The organism is Sphingobium sp. B2D3A (assembly GCF_025961795.1).
Classification (GTDB): Bacteria; Pseudomonadota; Alphaproteobacteria; order Sphingomonadales; family Sphingomonadaceae; genus Sphingobium.
The window spans coordinates 2,577,051-2,595,840 of sequence record NZ_JAOQOI010000001.1; the positions used below are offsets into that span (position 1 = coordinate 2,577,051).

Sequence of the window (18,790 nt, forward strand, 5' to 3'; positions counted from 1 at the left end):
GAACAAGGCGTCGCCATCAATCCCGCTCCGAGAAGATGCGCGGCAAGATCGCGCGCAGCTCGTCCGCAAAAGGATAGGGTCGCACCGGCCCCTCCGACTGGCCCGGAGTCAGAGACCAGTCCCACCCGGTCTGGTCTTCCGACAGAGCGCGAAGCCGCTCGAAGAAGGTGGCAGGCTCGCCGTGTTGCAGGGTATATTCGAGGTCATCGACCAGAACGATCGGCACGCGCCGCCAGTCCTCGACGCTGATCTCAGGGTCCTTCTCGTCGGCGATCGCATTGGCGATCGCCAGCACCTCGGGGTAGAGCTTCTGTCCCATGACCAGCCAGGGATCGGCGGTCACGACCATGCCCAGGCAATCGTCAGCGACGGGTCGGTCGAGCAACCCACGCCGGGCATGGGAGAGGAAACGCCAGACCTGGAACACCCCTTTGGCGATCTCAGTATAGGCCATCGCCGCTTCGCTGACCGGATCACCGGAGAAGCGTGCTTCGACCGGCATCCGCTTGGCCTTGCACTCGACCGCCAGGCGCACCCCGCCACTGTCGGAAACAAGGATGTCGGGGGAGTCGAAGCCGCGACCGCGACGACCATAGCGATATTCGGGATCGACCTGCTGATCGGGCAACATCGCCTTGAGATAGCGCAGGCAATAGCTCTCGAACAGGTGCCCGACCTCGCCCCAGATCGCCCCGCCGCCATCTACGATATCGAAATAGAGACCCGAGGTGATGCGTTGCATGATGAGCGGCGGCAACGGCGCCATGGCGTCCTCACCGGCCGCGCCGAACAGCAGGATGGGCTTGCGCCGCAGGACGCTCGGCTCATAGCCGATATGACCGCGCCCGCTCCGCAGTCGCTTCGCCTCGAGCACCGCCTCGTTCGAGGTCCAGGAGATCCGCGCGAGCACTTTCTCACGCACGTCCGCCGTCACCCCCTCGGGCAGGTCATGGTTGCGCCAGATGCGCGTCGCCGAACTTGTGGCGCCCACAAACAGGTAGAAGCCGGCCTCGATGAACTCCGACACGGTGCATCCAACCTGCGCCTCGAAATGCGCTCCCGCCAGCCCTTCACCGAACATCTGCAGCGCCCGGTACGAGCGCGGCATGTTGGAAAAGCCGCGCTGCCATTCGAACTGGCGCTGGGTCAGCCGGTGGACCTCATACATCACGTCGCGCCGCTTCAGGAACGCCCTGTCGTCGGCCTCCTCGGTCCGCTGAACGAGCTTAACGAGCTGGAAGATCGTCGAGAACTGCTGGGTTATGAGTTCGCGCCCCCGGGGATCGGGACGCTGCGGCGCGACCATCGCATAGTTCACCAGCGTTTCGAGCTGCCAGGGATAGAGTACATAGGGTGCCCCAGCCGACCCGTCGGTCACCTCTGGCGAAAACTGCATGTAGCGGCGCGCAATGTCCTCCTGACCATTCTGGATCGCCCACGCGCTCCAGGTCATGCCCACCACATCATAGAGCGTGGTCTTGGACAGGAGGCGCGCCAGCTTCTCGCGATATGTTTTCTGTCCAAGGCTCTGCATGCGGCTTTCACTATTCTCTCTTGGGCGGCGCGCATCGGCCGGTCGGGAACTCTGGTCCTTCCGCCTCGAACAGCCACTTTGCCGTGGAAGCTATGCTAAAGGCGGGAACAGACAAGCGTCGCAAACGCGCGCGTTGCGGAAAGTCTTGCACCACCGGCGCTGTCCGAGGTTTTCCGACCGGCCACCTGTCGTTATGGCCGCGAATCCAATTCAACTTGAGGTACTAGAATGAACAATAGTGATATCGCCGAGACCCTGGCGGGTGAGCATGGGCTGACCAAGGCCGACGCCAAGAAGCTCGTCGATGCCGTGTTCGCGACGATCGTGGACGCAGCGGCTAAGGGCGAAGAAGTATCGTTGAACGGCTTCGGCAAGTTCAAGGTCAAGGATCAGCCCGAGCGTCGGGGCCGCAACCCTTCGACCGGCGAAGCGATCACGATCGCGGCGTCGAAGAAGCTCGGCTTCACCCCCGCCAAGGCGGTGAAGGATAGGCTGAACGGCTGATATGGACCGGGAGGCCCGTTGATCGCCGAACGGCGATTACCGGGCCTCCCGCCGAACTGCTGGCGGCCCACAGTAGCGCGACAGGAGCATGCCATGGCGAGGATCTTCATCACAGGCAGTTCGACCGGGCTCGGGCTAGCGGCTGCGCAATCCCTGTCGGAAGATGGGCACGAGATCGTCCTCCATGCCCGCAACACCGAGCGCGCCATCGCCCTCGAGCGCGAGATACCCGATGCCAAAGGGATCGTCACTGGCGACCTTAGCCTGTTGGCCGACGTCCGCTCGGTAGCCTACCAGGTCAATGCGCTCGGCCCCCTGGATGCTGTGATCCACAATGCCGGCCTCTACGGCGACAGCGGCCAGGGCCGTACCGCCGAGGGCCACTCTGTGATGACGGCGGTCAATATTCTCGCGCCCTATGCCCTTACTGCGCTGATCGCGCGGCCCAGGCGGCTTGTCTTCATGAGCAGCGGCCTGCATCGCGGGGGAGCTGACAGCCTCGACGACATCGACTGGACCCAGCGCCGCTGGCAGGCGGCTCAAGCCTATGCCGACACCAAGCTCCAGATTGTGGCGCTCGCTTTCGCCCTCGCGAAACGCTGGCCCGATGTCCTCAGCAACGCGGTCGATCCCGGCTGGGTACGCACCCGCATGGGAGGCTCCTCCGCACGGGTCGATATCGCCACCGGACAGGCGACGCAGAGCTGGCTTGCGGCCAGCGACGACGCCACTGCCCTCACCAGCGGCGGCTACTGGCACGCGATGCGCAGCGAAACACCGGCAGCACCAGCGTCCGACCCGAGCTATCAGGATCGTCTCATGGCCGAGCTGGATCGCTTGACGGGCATCGGCCTCAAAATCTGAGCTGGGATTGGCACTCGAGAAGCGGGAGCCGGGCTCGGCCGCTTGGCGCGTGACGTATTGTAGAGGAGCTTACTCAGCTTCATCGTCAGGGTCATTGGGCTCCAGCCAATCGAGCGGAACAAGGGCGTGATCGCGCCATTGCTCGGCAAGAACCACGTTATCCAGTTCACCCCAAACATCCTCGTCGGCATGGTCGAGAACGATGACCTGGAGACGCCCGTTGGCGGCAGCCACCTGATCCCCGAGCAACGCGAAGACCTTACGCACGGCTTCGACGTCCTGGTCACGCCAGGTCACCGGGTCTGCCTTCTGATCGCCGGCAGTACGGCGAGGGAAATAGACCTGGCTGGGCTGGTCGTAGATCAGCAATCCGGGAACGGGGTGGTGGGGAAGCGACAGGAAAAATGTCTGAAGCGCGAGCGTCAACGCGACATGATAGGCAAGCCAGTTCGCCCCGCTGCCGATCTCCCAGAGATAGTCGTCCCGGGTGCCGCGGATCACCTTTACCGTCAGGTCCTGGATCATCAGTCGGACCGGCGCTTCGGGCCATTCGGCATCAAGACGCGGGATCAGTCGCCCGGTCGTCGCCTCGATGCTGTCGATCGCATTGCGCAGCTTGCGCTGGATCTCGCTCTCCGACACCCGACGCTGCAACTCGGCGATCTGCGCCTTGAGGGCATCGATCTGCTGACGGAGCCCGGCGGCTTGATCGGTCTTGTCGTAGAGTTCGAGCGCCTGCTCCAAGCGCCCAAGGAAACGCTCCATCCGGTCAAACCGGTCGATCGCCTGCTTCGCCGCTTGCGAGTTGCGCTCCAGCAGGCCAATCTCGCGCTTGATCTCGTTCAGGCGGATCAACGAGGTCTCGGCCTCGGCGCGCAAGCGCAGGATCTCTTTGTCGAGCGTATCTGAGACGCTGGGATGGGTTCGCAGCCGAACCTCGATCGCGGACAGCGCATCGCTCAGCTGCTCGACCTTCTCACGGCCGCCTTCCCCCAGGATCGCGACGACATCCTCGGGCCGATCTTCAGGGACGAGTTGCTTGAGCCATTCGGAGATCGACAGACGATCCCGTTGAATGCGCAATGCGCTTCCGTAAGCGTCGCTGCTTTCGATAAGTCGACGCAATTCGCTCAGGCGTTGGCGCCGTTGAGTGAGTTCGCCAGCGACCTTGCTCTCTTCGTCGCGCAGTTCGCGCAGCCGCACCAGGGCAGCGTCGATGCCGGCAATGGTGGGATGTGCGGCCTCGCTATTGGCCGCCACAATCCCGCGCAGCAGGTCGACGATATCTGGCCATTCTGTCGGGATTACCTGATCTGACGGCAACAACCCGAACTCGATTGCCTGCCGAAGCCAAGACGTCGCCTCCAGCCTCCAGGCATTTCCGGCGGTCACGAGCGCACGCAAGTCGGTCTCCCGCCGTCGCAGGATCCGGTTCAAGCGGTCAAGCTCATGGCGCGCCTGAAGGACCTCGGCGGTCACGGCCTGCAGAATGTAGGGAAAGATCGTCTTCAGCTTGTCGCGATGCTCGCTGGTATCCGCCTTGAAGAACATGACGTCAGGATTGGCGACGATGTTCTGGGGCTGGAATGTGAATGCCATGAGGTCGCGAAAGCTGGGCCGCGACTGGGAGGCGGCTTCCGAATCGGGATCGAAGCCGAGATTGGTGAGACCCGCGAGCCGGTCGAGCACCTTTTTGACGTTACCCTGAGTGGTATCCTTGCCTTCGATCCGGTGCGGAATCTCGATCGTATCGGCCTCGATCAGGACCATATCGCCAGTGCTCTGCTGGTCGCCAGGCTCCCTGCGTGCGAGCAACTTCTGCCCTTCAACCGTATCGATCACGATCCCAAACCAGCTGCAGTTCTCGCGAATGACGCCAACGGGGATCGCGCATTTGTCGGAGGCGAGGCAGTAATCGATGATCGGGATGACCGCCGATTTGCCTGTCTTCGAAGCGCCGCTGATGACGTTCACGACGCCTGGGTGGAAATCCAGCTCGCGAGGCTTCTCGTCGGTGCGTGGCCAGAGGATCAACTTGAGAAGCTGGAAATACATTAGAAGTCGATCCTCAGGGTTGAGGCGATCTGGGGAAGGCCGAGCTTGGAAAACCAGTAGCCAATCTTGTCGGCAGCGCTCGAAAATCCTTTCAACCGTTCAGGAATGGAGGGTTTCTTCACATCCAGCAGATCGAGCGGATATCCGTGCAACAGCGCTGTTTCGTGGTCGATGCGAATGAGCCGCGAAGTCGATGCGACCCCGATCGACTGGAGGCTGAGCGGCCTTAGCAAACGGGCCCGCGAATGAAGCTCGACAAGAGCCTCGCGTTCACGATCGAATTTGGCGGCAAACAGCGTGAGGCCCGACGCCTTTCTGGTCGATGCGACAGCGTCGAACGTTTGCCGGTGAAGGAGCATCGGCAAGACAAGGAAAGCGAGCAGGAAAGGCGCGGACTCGGCGGCGCCGTCCTCCTGATATCCCAGCGTGAAATTCCAGATCAGATAGGCGCCGATGGCGGGGTTCTGGACGAGGTCGAGTTCGGTGAGGTCTGCGCTTGCGAAGGCCGTCATTCAGGAGCGTCTCCCAGAAGCGAATCATAGTCCGCGTGCCAGCCTACTCGGCGGCGATCGGCCAGATCGTTGAAACTCCCATGGACGAAATGTCCTGGCACGACCCGCCCTTCGAGCGGGGCCTGATGTTGCGCGCACTGACGATAGACCAGCCGTCCCTGAACCGGCGCCGATCGGTGGGAATGAAGATCTGCGATATCGCCACGGATCATGCCATGCCGCCGAACGAGATCGTCGTCCCAGGTGTCGAGACTACCGGGAAATATCACACCACGATCCGCCCAATCGGCCTTGTCCGCCGACGCCCGCAGATAGTCGCTGACGGCACGCAGGCGCTCTTCGTCGTTGGCCTCCACCAGTTCGAGCTGCCGGATGAAGGTTGGCCTCGTTGAAGCAATGCCGGCGACGAGATCGTCGCTTGGCGCACCGCCAAAGGATGTGAGCAGTCCAGGCATATTGTTTTGCCGGACGAAGGCGTGGAAATCGCGCCGGAACGCGTCGGCATCCAATATTGGACGCTCGCCCCGCTGGATGAGACGGTCAAGCGCCTGCTTGGCCTGCCCGATACCGGATTTGATGAGGACGTCGATCTGGCTCTCGCTGATCACCGGCAAGAGAACCGCCCGGATCGCGTCGAGAGGGTCTGCCCCCTCCGACTCCAGCGAAAACCGCGTCACGATCGCCATCTGCTGCTCGGGCGGCGCGTCGAGGAACGGCTGGAGATACTCAGCGCAGCCAGGAGGTGTCTTCAACTTCGCCAGCTTGGTCCGGATGACCTTCAACGCGGCCTCCGCGCTCGCGTCATCATCTGCTGCGGACAGCGTCTGGGCGAAGTCGCCCTTTTTCTGCGGCGTTACGTAAAGGCGGTAGTCGGTCAGGCCCGCATCGATCTCTTGGCCGACGATCATGGCCCGCCAGTTTTCGAACGCTTTCCAAAGATCGTTGGCCCAATCGGACACTGGGTTTTGCCGAAGCGCGCTCTTCGTCTGCTCCAGCAAAAGCTTGCCGTCCGCATGATGGACGGCGACGTCGTCCTGGAACTCCAGCGATACCATGGCGCCTTTGGGACTGGTCAGCAGATGATAGAAGACCCGCACCGGCTGCAACGCAAAGCCGAGATATTGCCCAGGCGCGCTGTGCTTGGCAGGTTTTGTCTCGGCGTTCATCAGATCAGCCCCCTTGCCAGCGATGCTGTTCAAGTCGCGGCACAAAATCAAGCGGTGATGACTTGAAACATCGCCTAATGCTCTGCTCGGGGCCGAAGCGACGGATGCACTGAGCTTTTAGAAAAACGAACCAAGCCGATCACATCCCCCCAAATGGGTGGAAACGTGATCGCGGAACTTGAATGCCAGGCGGGCTTGTTCCATGATTGTTCTTGCTTAAACCTCAGGGGTGAAACTTGGTAGACGTCATCATCAATGAAGCCCTGATCGAGGCGGGGGAGCGCTATTTCATCGCTTACGTCGCTCGGCCCAAAGGTGTCGGAGCCCAGATCGTCGCAGACCTGGAAATGGATCTCACCGGTCCCGTCACCGCCGAACTCATGGCACCGAGAAAGCTCAGCGGCTTTGAATTCCCGGCGCTCGAACTGATCGAGCGGGCCAGGCGCACGGCTGCGGAAAACGGCGTTCGCAAGATCCTGCTCATCGATCCGCAAGGCCTGGTCCCTCTTTCAAAGGTCAACCGCGCGAACCGCGACTGACGCGGGCGGCCACAGTTTAGGATCATAGCCATATGGGGTCATTTCAGAGGCACAAGCGAACGATCAGGATCGCAGACTTCGAAGACCCTCGCGGCGCGGTCACCATCGAGACCCTCATGGCGATGGAACGCCCGGACTGGGAGCATCTGCGCGACCGGATCAACCTTCGCCGCGCCGATGTTCCGGGCCAGCCGCTCGCGCGCTGCCGGCAATGCGAGCACGGCGTGTTCATCCGCGCCCAGGCCGTCGACGATGATCATGTGCCGATGTTCGCGCACTTCCCGGGCAGTCCTGAGAACTGCCCCTGGTATGATGGCGGCACGATGACGCCCGACGACGCCCGGGCAGCCCAATATCAGGGACATCAGGAATCGGCGCTGCACAGACGTACATGCCAGACGGTCGAGGCGATGGCGAAGCAGGATGCCCGCTGCGCCCATAGCGCGATCGATACCTATCTGCGCCCGGCGATCCATAAGCGCGGGCGATATCCCGACGTATTCCTCGACATGACCGGGCTTGGGCGCTTCGCGGTGGAGGTCCAATTGTCCAAGCCGTTCGCGCCCGAGATCAGTGCGCGACATCTCCATTACGACCGCGAGGGGGTGAAGCTTATCTGGGTGTTCCTCGAACTGGCAAAACCGCTTCCCCAGGGCTTCCACGATGTGATCTCGATGCAGCGCGGAAACGCATTCCTGTTCGATGCCGCGGCCGAGACCGCTTCGCTCGCAAAGGGAACGCTCGTCCTCAGCTGCTATCTCGAGAACGGCAAAGGCGGTTGGCTCGCACCCCGCCTCGTCGCCCTCGATGATCTCGACCTCACGACCGGCCGCTCGGTGTTTCTTGAGGATCGGCGCAGCGAGCGTCTGATCGCACTTTGCAAGGACGGCCGGAGCAGATGGTGGCAGGCGCTCCAGCAGGCCCGACGCGAGAAGCCGGACAATCCCTTTCGTCATGATGCCTATGAGCCGGCCTGGGCATCGGTTCGCGCGCATGTGCCGGCGCTCAGCCCATGGAAGGATGAACATTGGGCTAGGCACGGCGAGCGTGGCCGAGACCATCTCGCGAGCCTGTTCGCGATCCTATGCTCGGTCGCACACAGCGCCGAGCGCGGTGAGGACGTGCTCTACATCTCGCGATATTCTGGCGACGGCCGGTTGCTCGCGATGCTCAACAGCAAGCTCAGCTCGACGACCTACTACCCCTATGTCGATCTTTTTGAGACGTTCCTCGGCAATTCGGCATGCCGCGACCTCATGGAGCGTTCGTCGTTCCGCAAGCTCGCCGCTGCGGCGCGGAGCGGATCACCGCAGATCGACCGGGAACACCCGGTATGGATGGCCTTGGCGCGCCTGTTCCCCGAAGCGCTCGATCCCCTGATCCGCGCTGACCTTTCAGATCTGGAACGCCTGCCGGGCTGGGCTCAAGTTGCTGTAGGCGAAAGGGCTGAGGCGTCTTAGCCGCTCACCAGAAGGCCACTTTGGGACCGGGTACCTGAAACCCCTGTCAAAAATCCTGTTTCAGGTGCCGACGCACCAAGACGTTTGACCATAGAATCGGGCATCTAACGCCTGAAGGACGAAAGAATGGCCACTCAGATTATGACCGATCCCACCGAGGTCTGCGAACAGACGCTGCGCGACAAGAAAGCGTACAACATCGAGCATAGCATCTGGCCGAGCGAGAATATCGTGATCGACCGCCTGCTCGAACGGCGGACCGAGCTGATCCACGCCTATGCCGAGATCCACGAGAAGCTCCATCAGCATAGCTGGGGCATCTACAGTCTGCTCGGGGTTGTCCTGAACGTGACCGTTCTCTGGAATCCCGAGCGGGTAGCCGACGCCCGCGACGCACGCAATCGCCTGGAAGAGATCAACCAGGCAATCGCCGCGATGGCACAGGATCTGACCGGCCTGATCGAGGAGCGCTCGGAACTCGGCAATACGTCCGGGTTCGCGAGCGACACCCACTATCATATCGTCGACGTCATCGACGCCGCGTCGAGCGAGAACGGCTTCTACCGCTTCCATCTGAAAGACGAACTGAAGCCGCTCGCCACCCGCTATGACCTCAAATATTGGCCGAGCCTTGCAGAGATCGTGCAGGTCATCGGCCAGGATGCGGACTTCGCGGCGACCAGGGCGACCGATCCGCTGACGCGGGCGGCAACGACCGGGTCGCGAGGCTCCAAGGCGGACTTCTTCAAGGCGCTGTTCGTGTCGCTCGATGAGAATAATGTCCGCAATCACGGCCATCTGCCGCGCGGGTTCAAGCTGAGCGACGAGACGCTCGCCTCCCTTGCGAACTGCGCTCTCGACCTCGGCCCCGATGACCTCCTCGACGGCGCCTATGTGAAACGGCTGCGCCAGCGCGAGCGCGAAGCGCGCAAGACTGGAGAGTGAACGGCGAAATCACGGGACTTCGCGCGACAGCGGTGCAAGACGACAGGAAAATTGTTACTATCCTGCACTAATTCGGAAGCGGGGGGAGTTCATGCAGGTCAGGATGGTGCAACACGCGGTCGGCCAGGGCGGCTTGTTCAGTGGAGAACTGACGGGGCAGGGAAAGCCGCTGCGCTGGGTCTATGACTGTGGGTCGAACCAGCGGGACGCGCTACGGCGCGAGATCAAGACGGTTGCCGGTGGCGGCGACATTGACATGCTATTTTTATCGCATCTCGATAGCGACCATGTCGGCGGCGTCGATGAGCTGCTTGGCCAGGTAAAGGTCCGCGAGGTCGTCCTTCCCTATCTCAACGAACAGATTGTGCTGGCGACGATGGCACGCGACGCATCGAGCGGGGCGCTGTCGGGCACGTTCGTCGAAGCTACAAACGACCTTGCTGCCTGGTTCGGAAGTCGCGGCGTCGAGACCATCACCTTTGTGGGTGGACCTGAAGAAGAGGATGGCGGTGACGGACCGAGCCTTCCGATCGATCCAAGTGACGGCCGCGAGGGCGAATGTAGGCCCAAATGGACCCAGCCGCCGCAGGCCGCGACCGAACTGATCGCCGATCCCAACCTGACGAAGGCCCGCCCGGCAGGTACGGCGATGATGATGCAGGTAGCGCCAGGCGCTGCTGTACAACTGGTAACACCGACTGGCGCGATCAACTGGGCACTCATCCCTTATGTCCATATGCCGTCGGCCAAGCAGATGCGCGCCTTCGAGCAGGCGCTGGAAGATGCCTTCAGCAAGCCGCTCGACAAGAAGGCAATCGTCGCGAGCGCCAAGGATCCCGACGTTCGCGACAAGCTCCGCGACTGCTATGACGCGCTCTGGCTTGACCACAACCTGATCACGATGACGCTCTACTGCGGTCCCCTGAAACCGCACCACGCCGAGGTATCAGTTTCAAGGTTCCGCCATCATCCTGACTGGTGGCATGAGCTGGGCGGTTGGATGTTGACCGGGGACGCCCATCTGGACGGACTGCGGCGGCGCCAGGGCTTCCTGCGATATTATCAGCGCGTCACGCCGCTTACGAACGTTCTGATGCTTCCGCACCACGGGTCGATCCATAATCATAGCGATCTGGTTCTGGATGCGATGCCGGAACTGATCGTCGGCTATGCCGCCGCCGGCCCGAACAGCTACGGCCATCCGCACGATGACGTGACAGATGCAGTAAACGGCCACCGGCGCGCACATTTCCACCGGGTTTCCAAGCACCGCTCGCACCAGCTTGAGATGAGGGTCCAGATCCCCTGAACCACTCTAAGACCGCGCCGCGCCCAAGGTCGGTTCAAGCCGCCTTGGACCGGCCCGCGCGGTCTTCTGCCAGCCGGTCGAGCCCGTTGCGAACCGCGAGCGCCACATTGACCCGCAGGCGCGTCACCGAATTCTTGAGCGCGTGAAGATAGGCTTTCTCCTCGGCCCGCAGCGCGTCGGCCGATTGCTTGTCGACCGAGAAGTCGAAGCTCTTGAGACCTTCATGGATCGCCACGATCCGGGCGCTGCTGCCCCGCCCCTCGATCCGATATTCCGGGCTCGCCGGAAGGGAGCCTGACACCGGCGAGAATATCCCGATCGAAAGCTCATGGTGGCTGGTCAGGACATAGGTCTGGTCGACGATCTCGACGACGAGGTCGCCCACCAAGGCCAGCCAGGGCTTGTATATCGTGCTGTGCATCCGCAGCCGGTTGTGCAGGCAGTAATCGTCTTCGAGGTCGACGTCGGGCAGATCCTTTGCCCAAGGACGATAGCCGGGCTTCGGATTGTGGGGCCGCTGGAGATAGCTCGCCAGGTTCGACGGCAGCCGCCCGTAGTTCATCCGATAATCGTCGGCCATCGCGCCGGCGAGCCGGGCGGCGACCAGCAACTCCATGCCGGCCTGATGGAAGGCCCCGACCAGCGTGATCGCGCCGAGTGCGACGCTGTCATAACTGCGATGCCCCCCCTTCCCCGCCACGGTCTCGATCGGCGCCGGTGCGAGCCCCTGATCGATCAGCAGCGAGACGTTGCGAGGGCTGAGTTCGGCCGCGATCGCAAGCTCGCGGGATGTGAAGCGGTTTTCGGTGAGAAGCGGACGCGCCATGATACTTCCAGTTTGTGCGAGTTTACATAACTCACATAAACTGGAAGTTATTGCAAGCCCCCTCTTCCAGGCGCTGGCAGCCGGACGCTGGCGCATCTCATGAGCCACCCATGACGCGTACCGAGCCGTCTATTTCTTTCGAACATTCCCCACGCGGCTCGTAGAATAGAGTTGGCAGAGGCACATTATTTCAAAGCCGTGACATCGCTCGCTTATTCGAGCCTGTAACGAAGTTCCGACTCCACCGAAGTTGGAAAGGATGCTATGTTTTTGCTCATCCAACGCTTGCTCCGGGGGGACCATGCGGACGCGAGAAGAGAACGGCGACTTGACCGTAAATGCCGTGGCCGGCGCTTATGTCGTGCTGCTCGGCTGGAGCATCGCTGACGATAAACGCGGTGGCCTCAGAGGCTTTGCGGTCAAGCGGACCGATCCGACAGAGCAGGAAAGCTACTGGATGAAGGGCACGAAGACCTTCAAGACGGTCGAGCGCTACCCAGCTCCCGGAGAGCAATTTTCCAGCCTCATCCACCCGTTCCAATCGTTCCAGTGGGCAGACTATTCCGCGAAGCCGGACCGGCCTTACAGCTATGAGATCGTCCCCATGTACGGCGATCCGGGGGCGCTTACAAAAGGCGCGTCGGTCACGATCGACGTCCATACCGAAGGCGCCGTCGGCGCTGACCATAGCATATTCTTCAACCGGGGCTCACCGGCCACTCAAGAATATGCGCGCCGTTTCCAGAACAAGAAGCCGTCCCTGGCAGGACCGGGCGCCTATCAATGGCTGTCGCGAGGGCTGATCGAAAGCGTTCTTGCCTTCATAGCTCGTGCAGAAGGTCCCGGCTGGAGCCTCAAGGGCGCCTTCTATGAACTCCAGTGGAAACAGGTGCTCGATGCGCTCGGCGCGGCACATGGGCGCGGCGCCGAGGTCAGCGTCGTCTTTGATGGAATCGAAAAGGACGGAGGCCCTCGGAAAGCGAACCTCGCCGCGATCGACGCGTCGCATATTTCCGCGATCACGATACCGCGCACGCATGGTACGCTGATGCACAACAAATTCCTGGTGCTGGGCAACGAGGATGGTCCGGTCGCGTTGCTTTTCGGATCGACCAACCTCACCGAGAACGGCATCTTCGGCCACGCCAATTGCGTCCACATCATTGAGGGCGAGGAACCGGCCAAGGAGTATCTCACCTACTTCGAAGCACTGACCGGCGATCCACTGACGACGCGCGCGAGCACCTACAAGGCCGAGAATGCCTCGCTCTCCCCAGCGCCCAAGGCGCTTGGCGCCGAAGCGCTGGCGCCGGTCTTTTCTCCGCGCCCGAACCTAGATGCGCTCGAATGGTATGCCGATCTGGCGGGTAAGGCCGACAGCGGCCTCTTCATGACCTTCGCCTTTGGCATGCACAAATTGTTCGCTGACATTTTCGCCCGCACCGACGGGCAACTTCGTATGGCGCTGATGGAGAAGGAGTGGAATGGCGCCAACAAGGAGCCGCAGATCGCCAAGATCCGCGCGCTGCAGGCGCTGCCCAATGTCGTGATCGCAGTCGGTAATCACATTCCTCTGACTGGTTTCGACCAATGGCTCGGCGAGCTCGATCGCGTGACGAGCAAGGTCCATGTCCATTGGGTTCATACCAAGTTCGCGCTGGTCGACCCTCTCTCCGACGACCCGATCGTGATCACGGGCTCAGCCAATTTCAGCGAGGCGAGCACCGAGAAGAATGACGAGAATATGGTGGTAATCCGCGGCAGCACCCGGGTCGCCGATATCTACATGGGCGAATTCTTCCGGCTGCACTCGCATCACGCCTTCCGGCAGGCGGTCGGCATTTTTCTGGAAAAGCACCCAGGCGCTTCGCCAGAGGACTTCGAGGTCCGCTTCCTTGTCGACGACCGCGACTGGACGCAGGACTATTACGCGCCAGGCGACCGCAATGCCCGGACCGCGCGGCGCCTCTATTTCTCGCAGTCATGACCGATCCGGTCGCGCAAACCTCGGGCGGCGGCCTGACGGCGCAGCGCAAGAATGAGGATCTCAAAGCCGAATATGTGTTGATCCAGGGCCAGTATGAGGCCTTTGACCAGCGCGCCCTTGGCATGAAAGCTCTCGCTACCCCGCTGCTCGGCGCCGGGCTCGCATTCGGGGTCAAGGAGCATAGCGACGCCCTCCTCTACGCAACCATCCTCGTCGCAGCGTCGCTCTGGCTGCTCGAGGCCATCTGGAAGGGCTTTCAGAAAAACCTGGCTGGCAGGATCGGCGCGCTGGAGGCGTGGTATCGAAACGAGGGCCCCGAAGAAATGCCACCATTCCAGATCTACACGGCTTGGAATGCGGTCCCGAAGATTGACCGGCTCACCTATGTCGCGACGCGGATGTTCGCGCCGTTCATAGCGCTACCCTATCTTGTCGTGATCCTCGCCTGTCTGGTCACGATCCCGTTCAACTGACGGGGCCTATTCCTGCATCGATGATCACCGCCTGGGCCAACGCAGATCCGTGACCGACGACAGGACAGAGTTTGCCCAGATCGTGCTGCAGACGATCTCGCCGTCCTTTTCGAACCAGTGCGTAGCGCCGGGAATGAGGTCGAACGGAATCGGGTGAGACGTTCTCGGATTGTGGAAGACTTCGAGTTCCTGACACCAGGCTTCGCCCTGCGGCCACAAAGCCTCATAGGCGGGTGAGGAAATGGACAGCTCGAAGGGAATCGCATCGACTACGCCGGGAGATCGATCGAACAGGATGCCGTGACGAACCATATCGAGGCCAGGTGGCTGCCACCCAGCAAGAAAGCCCATACGGTTGAATTTGGCGAGAGTGGCGGCATTGCTGAAGATGACCCCCGACAGATGGGCGAAGTCGGGGTCGCGGAAGATTCCCGCCGGGATCTGATCTTTGCCTGTGAGATGGGAGATGGCGACGCCAGCGGCCCTCCGATCCGCACCCTCGCCTTCTACATAGGCTTTCACCCCATAGAGATAGGTCGGCAGCGCCTCGCGGCTCCAGACCATCGACCCCGACTCGTGAAAATCGGCGATCGCGATAGCGAAGGACTGGCCCGCTACATGCGGTAGCGTTTCGTAGTTGCGCTGGAGTTTGCCGCGAAGCGTCTTGGCGAACCGCTCCGCCGTCGCTCCGGTCAGGCGCTCGTCGCGGTCCTCGGGAGCATGGACCCAAGGTCCGATCCCTCCTGACCGCGGAACTGGCGAATTGGCAGTCACGGCCTCGATCCAGCAGCTCGCTCCGCCGCGTTCAATAAGGAAATCGGGTGATGGATGATCCTGGCGTACGGCGATGCTCTGTTCGCGAAAACAGGCCAGAAGGTAGAGTTCGAACAGGCGCGAGGCGAAGTTGCTGGTCTGGAAGTCGGTGACGAAGTTCGCATCGGGCTTGGGCAGTGCGAGGTAGCATTCACCCACAGCCGTCAGCGCCGGCAGATGATCGACCGAGCTGGCGAGCAGCTCGAACTCAGGCGATGTCCCCGATGGGCCAACCTCAAGTAACGGTTTGCGGCGGGGGGTGCTGGGCGGCAGCGGCTCCGCAGGATCGCCGATCCGCATCGACCGCTTCAGATGATCTTTTGCCGCGTCCGGGTCTGCGAACCCTTCGGCTTCGTCCACCTGGACCCAGCGATGATCGACCTGGCGCCTCATCGTGATGGTCGAAAATGCCCAGGTCGCAGGATCGATGAGGATGGCGCCTGCCGCCTCGCCGCGTGCGGACTTGTAGGCGTCGTAGATCTCGCGGTCGCCAAAATTGGGTCCTCGCTCGAGCGAGAGCGCATAGAGATCGAACTGCCGGGCATTGATCTGCGTAAGACCGCCAGCGATCTCTTCAGTCATGGCTGGTCAGCGAGCTTATGAACATTGGGAGATGCTAGTGGAGCCGCTGTCCGTCCGCGACTCATTTTGACATGAAGGCAGGCCATGATTGCGAGGCGCCGTGCAGAGATATTATTTTGATGAAAGCGGCCATGATGGCGATCTGGTCTCGGCGTCGGGCCTCGATTTCTCAGGTCAGCCCATGTTCGCACTGGCCGGGGTCGGCATCGAAGATGACGCTGCCCTGATCGAAGAGCTTGAGCGCCTGCGGAGCACGCATCGTTGTGGGATTGGTGAGCTCAAGTCGAGCGGTCTCGGCGCGAAGCTTCCGGCTTTCGCAAGTAATCTGACCCGCTGGCTCATCGCCAACCGCGCGGCGATCTTCATCGAGCTGGTGGAAAAGCGCTATTTTCTCGCTATCCACATCGTCAATCACCTGCTGTGCGGCCCATATTCTCTTGACGAGGTCGACCAGCCGACCCGGTGGCAGATGGCTGAGCTGCTCCACGGCCCCACCTTCGACAAGGTGCTCGTGGGCTATCTTGCCGCTTGCCGGTCGCAATCGCTGGCCGACATCAAAACGCTTCTCGATCTGATGTGGTCGACGCTCGACGAGTCCGACGAGGACGTTGCGCGCAGTGCCCAACTGCTCACCATGTATGCGCGCGACAATGCGATGGAGGCGGATGCCGAGGCAGAAGCCTTTCTGCCGATCGCCGACGAGAGCGTGACCGGTAAGAAGGTCTGGATGCTCCCCAACCTGCAATGCCTTACCAACATCTATGGCCGGATCAACCAATCGCGCCGCTACGGACTGGACGGAGTGACCTTCGTTCACGACGTCCAGCTCCAATATGGCAAGGTGCTGGAAGATGCCAAAGGCGCGCTGGAGACACTGGCAGCGCAGAACGCCATGCCGATCGTACCGTTTGCCGACTATCAATTGCGCGGTCATGCGACGCTCGGGTTCGCGACGTCGGAGCCAAACCGTGCCTGCAGGCGGCCGATATTCTGGCTGGCTGCGCCATGCGCTTCGGTCGGTCGGGCGTTCAGCGCAAGACCACACTCGACCCGGCACTCAGGGAGGCCGTCCTGGAAATCTACGAGGCAGCGGACCCATATCGCGCGACAGGCATCAACTTCGTCATCAGCGACCGGACGCTGGACCAGCTGGCGGTCCCGCACCTGGGCGATTTCAGCTGGCTCGTCAGAAGCGCCCGGTGAGATGATGGCGGCCTGAACTTGACTTTCTGTTCCTATTACGTTCCAATTGGGGCGCGAGGATATCGTCAATGATCAACAGCTATCTCCAGGGTTATGATTTCGATCTGCCGCTGCATGACGCAGCCGCAGATCCCGAGCTGCCACTTGTGCGGCGCCGGCTCGCGAGCATTGCGGCAGGCGAATCGCTCGATCGCGGATATTACGAGGTCCAGGAACTGGCCGATGCATTTCTCGCGGCCGCTCGAGAGGCAAATGCCGACATGTCGGAGGATGATAGTCCTGCGCGCGCAGGCCTTCGCGACATCCTGGCGCGAGAGCTCGCCTACCAGCAGGAACTTTTCGACGAGGTGTGCGAGCTACCGCTCGCCGACGCGGCCTCGCATCTGGCGTGGCTGGCAGGGCTTATGCGCGACCGCGCAGATATGGCCCCATCAGTCGACCGAGCACGGCGGGTCTAAGGGCATATAGCCATTCAGGCCGTCCCCCAACAGGTTGCTAACGGGCTGATCTGCCTGATCTCGGCGGGCCCTAGCGTCGTCAGCATTTTGCGCTCGGCCGCGACCACCTCGTCAAGGTCATCATAGATGTCGATCGTGTAGGCCAAGCGCGCGAACTCCGATTGCGGCGAAGTGACCATCGCCGTGTAGCGCGTCGGCCAGCAGCAGAGCAGGACCCATGGCCAGCCAGCTGTGGGCGGCGCGTAGCGGGCGAAGAGGATGTCGTCGCTCTGCAGTTTGGAGGGGCGGCGATCGAGCAGGTCGGGAGGCACGACACGCTCGCGCTCCGCGCAGAGAAACGCTTCGAACTCGCACGCCTCGGCGAGCGTTTCCAGGATGACGGGATAATAGCGACCGAGCGCAAGGCTATTCCCAGCATAACATCCGGGGATGTCGATGAGCAGGAGGTCAGGCAGCGTGGGAACCGAGCGGCTGTAATAGATTCGCTTCGCAGCGAGAGTTTCGATGAGACGCATAGGCTTGATACTCCGCTGCTCCGAAGCGGCGTCAAGCAGAGTTAGGGCAAAACTTGCGGCTTTGTTCTTCGACGAGCGGACAATGCAGCGGCGTTGTAGCGTTCAGGCTGCCAGCCGCAGAGCACCCTCGTTGAAATGGTCGATCCATTCCCGCAGGCGAGGACGCTCATCGACGGGAACGTCGGCAGCCGCGCGCTGGAAATCGATGAGATCGCACGGCGCCTCGCTCGAGATCACGTAGATCTCATGGCGCGGAAGCAGGCTGTGTTCGCGGATGTAGCGCGTCATCGAGCCGGGACGGCTCCCACTCGTTGATCGCCAGAGCCCCTCTACTGTCCTGAGCAGCGGAGCAGCGCGCGCCTCGACCAACACGATCAGACGCAGACACCAGGGCAGCAGGCCGGCCAGCTCGTGGACCTTCTGCGCAGCGCAGATCCAGCAGGCCGACTTGATCGGCACCGGAAGTCCTTCGGCCTTGATCCGCAAGATACACGCATCGCGGTCCCAGCCCCATTCGCGCAACGGATAGTGATAGTCGTAGAGGTCGCTGACATGCCCCTCGCGGTGTGCATAACGCCTGCTGTCGGCGGGCGAACTGTCATAGCCGATCAGCTTGATGACCTTCTGCCCCCTCGCCCATGCCGCCTTCGCCGGCTCCCAGTTCGCGACCCACTGATCCTGGGGCTGGATCTTCCACTTCTGCGAGCAGCTATGCCGACGAAAGCTGATCGACGGCAATGTCGCGTTCGTCAGACAGTTTTCCAGCAGCGAGTAATAAGGCGGCCAGTGCTTGAACCGCTTGGGAATGTAGCGGACGACATGATGCTCGATATGGCGCCCGTCCATCCAGCGCTGGAAAACCGGCAGACAATCGTATGTTTCTTCCCGCTCGGTGCCGGTATCAGCCCTGAGCACGACCGAGAGCGGCAAGCCGCGCGCGACCCATTCGATGATCATCGCTGTGCTATCGACTCTCATGCCCCATGCAGCAAGCACCGGGCGCATGAGCTCCGCCTGCTCAGTCATGGCAAGCATGAGCATTTCA

At 61.8% G+C, this 18,790-nt stretch carries 18 protein-coding genes; 10 read left to right on the forward strand and 8 right to left on the reverse strand.

All coding sequences use genetic code 11. The features are described from left to right. Window positions 1-16: 16 nt before the first annotated feature. Complete coding sequence (locus M2337_RS12005) at window positions 17-1,534, reverse strand: hypothetical protein (protein ID WP_264570420.1); 1,518 nt, start codon at window positions 1,532-1,534, stop codon at window positions 17-19. A gap of 228 nt (window positions 1,535-1,762) precedes the next feature. On the opposite strand from M2337_RS12005, the gene M2337_RS12010 reads away from it, so the two are divergent. Further along, window positions 1,763-2,038 (forward strand): HU family DNA-binding protein, encoded by a 276-nt coding sequence (locus tag M2337_RS12010; protein WP_264570421.1) that lies wholly within the window; start codon window positions 1,763-1,765, stop codon window positions 2,036-2,038. A 93-nt stretch (window positions 2,039-2,131) separates the two neighbouring features. Further along, window positions 2,132-2,902 (forward strand): SDR family NAD(P)-dependent oxidoreductase, encoded by a 771-nt coding sequence (locus tag M2337_RS12015; protein ID WP_264570422.1) that lies wholly within the window; start codon window positions 2,132-2,134, stop codon window positions 2,900-2,902. Window positions 2,903-2,971: 69 nt separating this feature from the next. Here the strand turns inward: M2337_RS12015 and M2337_RS12020 are convergent, their stop codons facing one another. From M2337_RS12020 to M2337_RS12030, 3 genes are read right to left on the reverse strand one after another with little or no spacing between them, the layout of a single operon-like run. Further along, entirely contained in the window at window positions 2,972-4,957 is a 1,986-nt protein-coding gene (locus M2337_RS12020) for a DUF3732 domain-containing protein (protein ID WP_264570423.1), read from the reverse strand. Beyond that, window positions 4,957-5,469 carry a three component ABC system middle component gene (locus tag M2337_RS12025; protein ID WP_264570424.1) on the reverse strand — a complete coding sequence of 171 codons (513 nt, stop codon included), beginning with the start codon at window positions 5,467-5,469 and terminating at the stop codon, window positions 4,957-4,959. The genes M2337_RS12020 and M2337_RS12025 overlap by 1 nt, the downstream gene beginning before the upstream one ends. Continuing rightward, on the reverse strand, window positions 5,466-6,635 hold the full coding sequence (locus M2337_RS12030) for an ABC-three component system protein (protein ID WP_264570425.1): 1,170 nt from the start codon (window positions 6,633-6,635) through the stop codon (window positions 5,466-5,468). The genes M2337_RS12025 and M2337_RS12030 overlap by 4 nt, the downstream gene beginning before the upstream one ends. 236 nt (window positions 6,636-6,871) lie before the next feature. Between M2337_RS12030 and M2337_RS12035 the strand changes: the two genes are divergently transcribed. The 4 genes from M2337_RS12035 to M2337_RS12050 all read left to right on the forward strand — a co-directional run bounded on the left by M2337_RS12035 (window position 6,872) and on the right by M2337_RS12050 (window position 10,888). Continuing rightward, a complete protein-coding gene (locus M2337_RS12035; protein WP_264570426.1) occupies window positions 6,872-7,174 on the forward strand; it encodes a hypothetical protein in 303 nt (100 codons plus the stop codon). A 32-nt stretch (window positions 7,175-7,206) separates the two neighbouring features. After that, a complete protein-coding gene (locus M2337_RS12040; RefSeq protein ID WP_264570427.1) occupies window positions 7,207-8,634 on the forward strand; it encodes a hypothetical protein in 1,428 nt (475 codons plus the stop codon). 126 nt (window positions 8,635-8,760) lie between these two features. Then, window positions 8,761-9,579 (forward strand): hypothetical protein, encoded by an 819-nt coding sequence (locus tag M2337_RS12045; protein ID WP_264570428.1) that lies wholly within the window; start codon window positions 8,761-8,763, stop codon window positions 9,577-9,579. 91 nt (window positions 9,580-9,670) lie between these two features. Next, window positions 9,671-10,888, forward strand: coding sequence for an MBL fold metallo-hydrolase (locus tag M2337_RS12050; RefSeq protein ID WP_264588601.1), 1,218 nt, complete (start codon window positions 9,671-9,673; stop codon window positions 10,886-10,888). Between the two features lie 34 nt (window positions 10,889-10,922). Here the strand turns inward: M2337_RS12050 and M2337_RS12055 are convergent, their stop codons facing one another. Continuing rightward, on the reverse strand, window positions 10,923-11,810 hold the full coding sequence (locus tag M2337_RS12055; RefSeq protein ID WP_264570430.1) for a hypothetical protein: 888 nt from the start codon (window positions 11,808-11,810) through the stop codon (window positions 10,923-10,925). Between the two features lie 232 nt (window positions 11,811-12,042). Here M2337_RS12055 and M2337_RS12060 point away from each other — a divergent pair, with 232 nt between their 5' ends. Together M2337_RS12060 and M2337_RS12065 are read left to right on the forward strand one after the other, a co-directional pair. Beyond that, window positions 12,043-13,701 carry a phospholipase D-like domain-containing protein gene (locus tag M2337_RS12060; protein WP_264570431.1) on the forward strand — a complete coding sequence of 553 codons (1,659 nt, stop codon included), beginning with the start codon at window positions 12,043-12,045 and terminating at the stop codon, window positions 13,699-13,701. Continuing rightward, window positions 13,698-14,174 (forward strand): hypothetical protein, encoded by a 477-nt coding sequence (locus M2337_RS12065; RefSeq protein ID WP_264570432.1) that lies wholly within the window; start codon window positions 13,698-13,700, stop codon window positions 14,172-14,174. Before M2337_RS12060 ends, M2337_RS12065 begins: the two co-directional genes overlap by 4 nt. 24 nt (window positions 14,175-14,198) lie before the next feature. Here the strand turns inward: M2337_RS12065 and M2337_RS12070 are convergent, their stop codons facing one another. Next, window positions 14,199-15,569 (reverse strand): hypothetical protein, encoded by a 1,371-nt coding sequence (locus M2337_RS12070; protein ID WP_264570433.1) that lies wholly within the window; start codon window positions 15,567-15,569, stop codon window positions 14,199-14,201. 181 nt (window positions 15,570-15,750) lie between these two features. Between M2337_RS12070 and M2337_RS12075 the strand changes: the two genes are divergently transcribed. Continuing rightward, window positions 15,751-16,788 carry a hypothetical protein gene (locus M2337_RS12075; RefSeq protein WP_264570434.1) on the forward strand — a complete coding sequence of 346 codons (1,038 nt, stop codon included), beginning with the start codon at window positions 15,751-15,753 and terminating at the stop codon, window positions 16,786-16,788. A 52-nt stretch (window positions 16,789-16,840) separates the two neighbouring features. After that, window positions 16,841-17,230: a hypothetical protein gene (locus tag M2337_RS12080; protein ID WP_264570435.1), complete on the forward strand. Its 390-nt coding sequence runs from the start codon at window positions 16,841-16,843 to the stop codon at window positions 17,228-17,230. 14 nt (window positions 17,231-17,244) lie between these two features. Here M2337_RS12080 and M2337_RS12085 read toward each other — a convergent pair whose 3' ends face one another. Then, a complete protein-coding gene (locus M2337_RS12085) occupies window positions 17,245-17,745 on the reverse strand; it encodes a hypothetical protein (protein WP_264570436.1) in 501 nt (166 codons plus the stop codon). A 102-nt stretch (window positions 17,746-17,847) separates the two neighbouring features. Further along, the gene (locus tag M2337_RS12090) at window positions 17,848-18,780 is read right to left on the reverse strand and encodes a hypothetical protein (protein WP_264570437.1); all 933 of its coding nucleotides are present in this window, start codon (window positions 18,778-18,780) and stop codon (window positions 17,848-17,850) included. Window positions 18,781-18,790 lie beyond the last annotated feature (10 nt).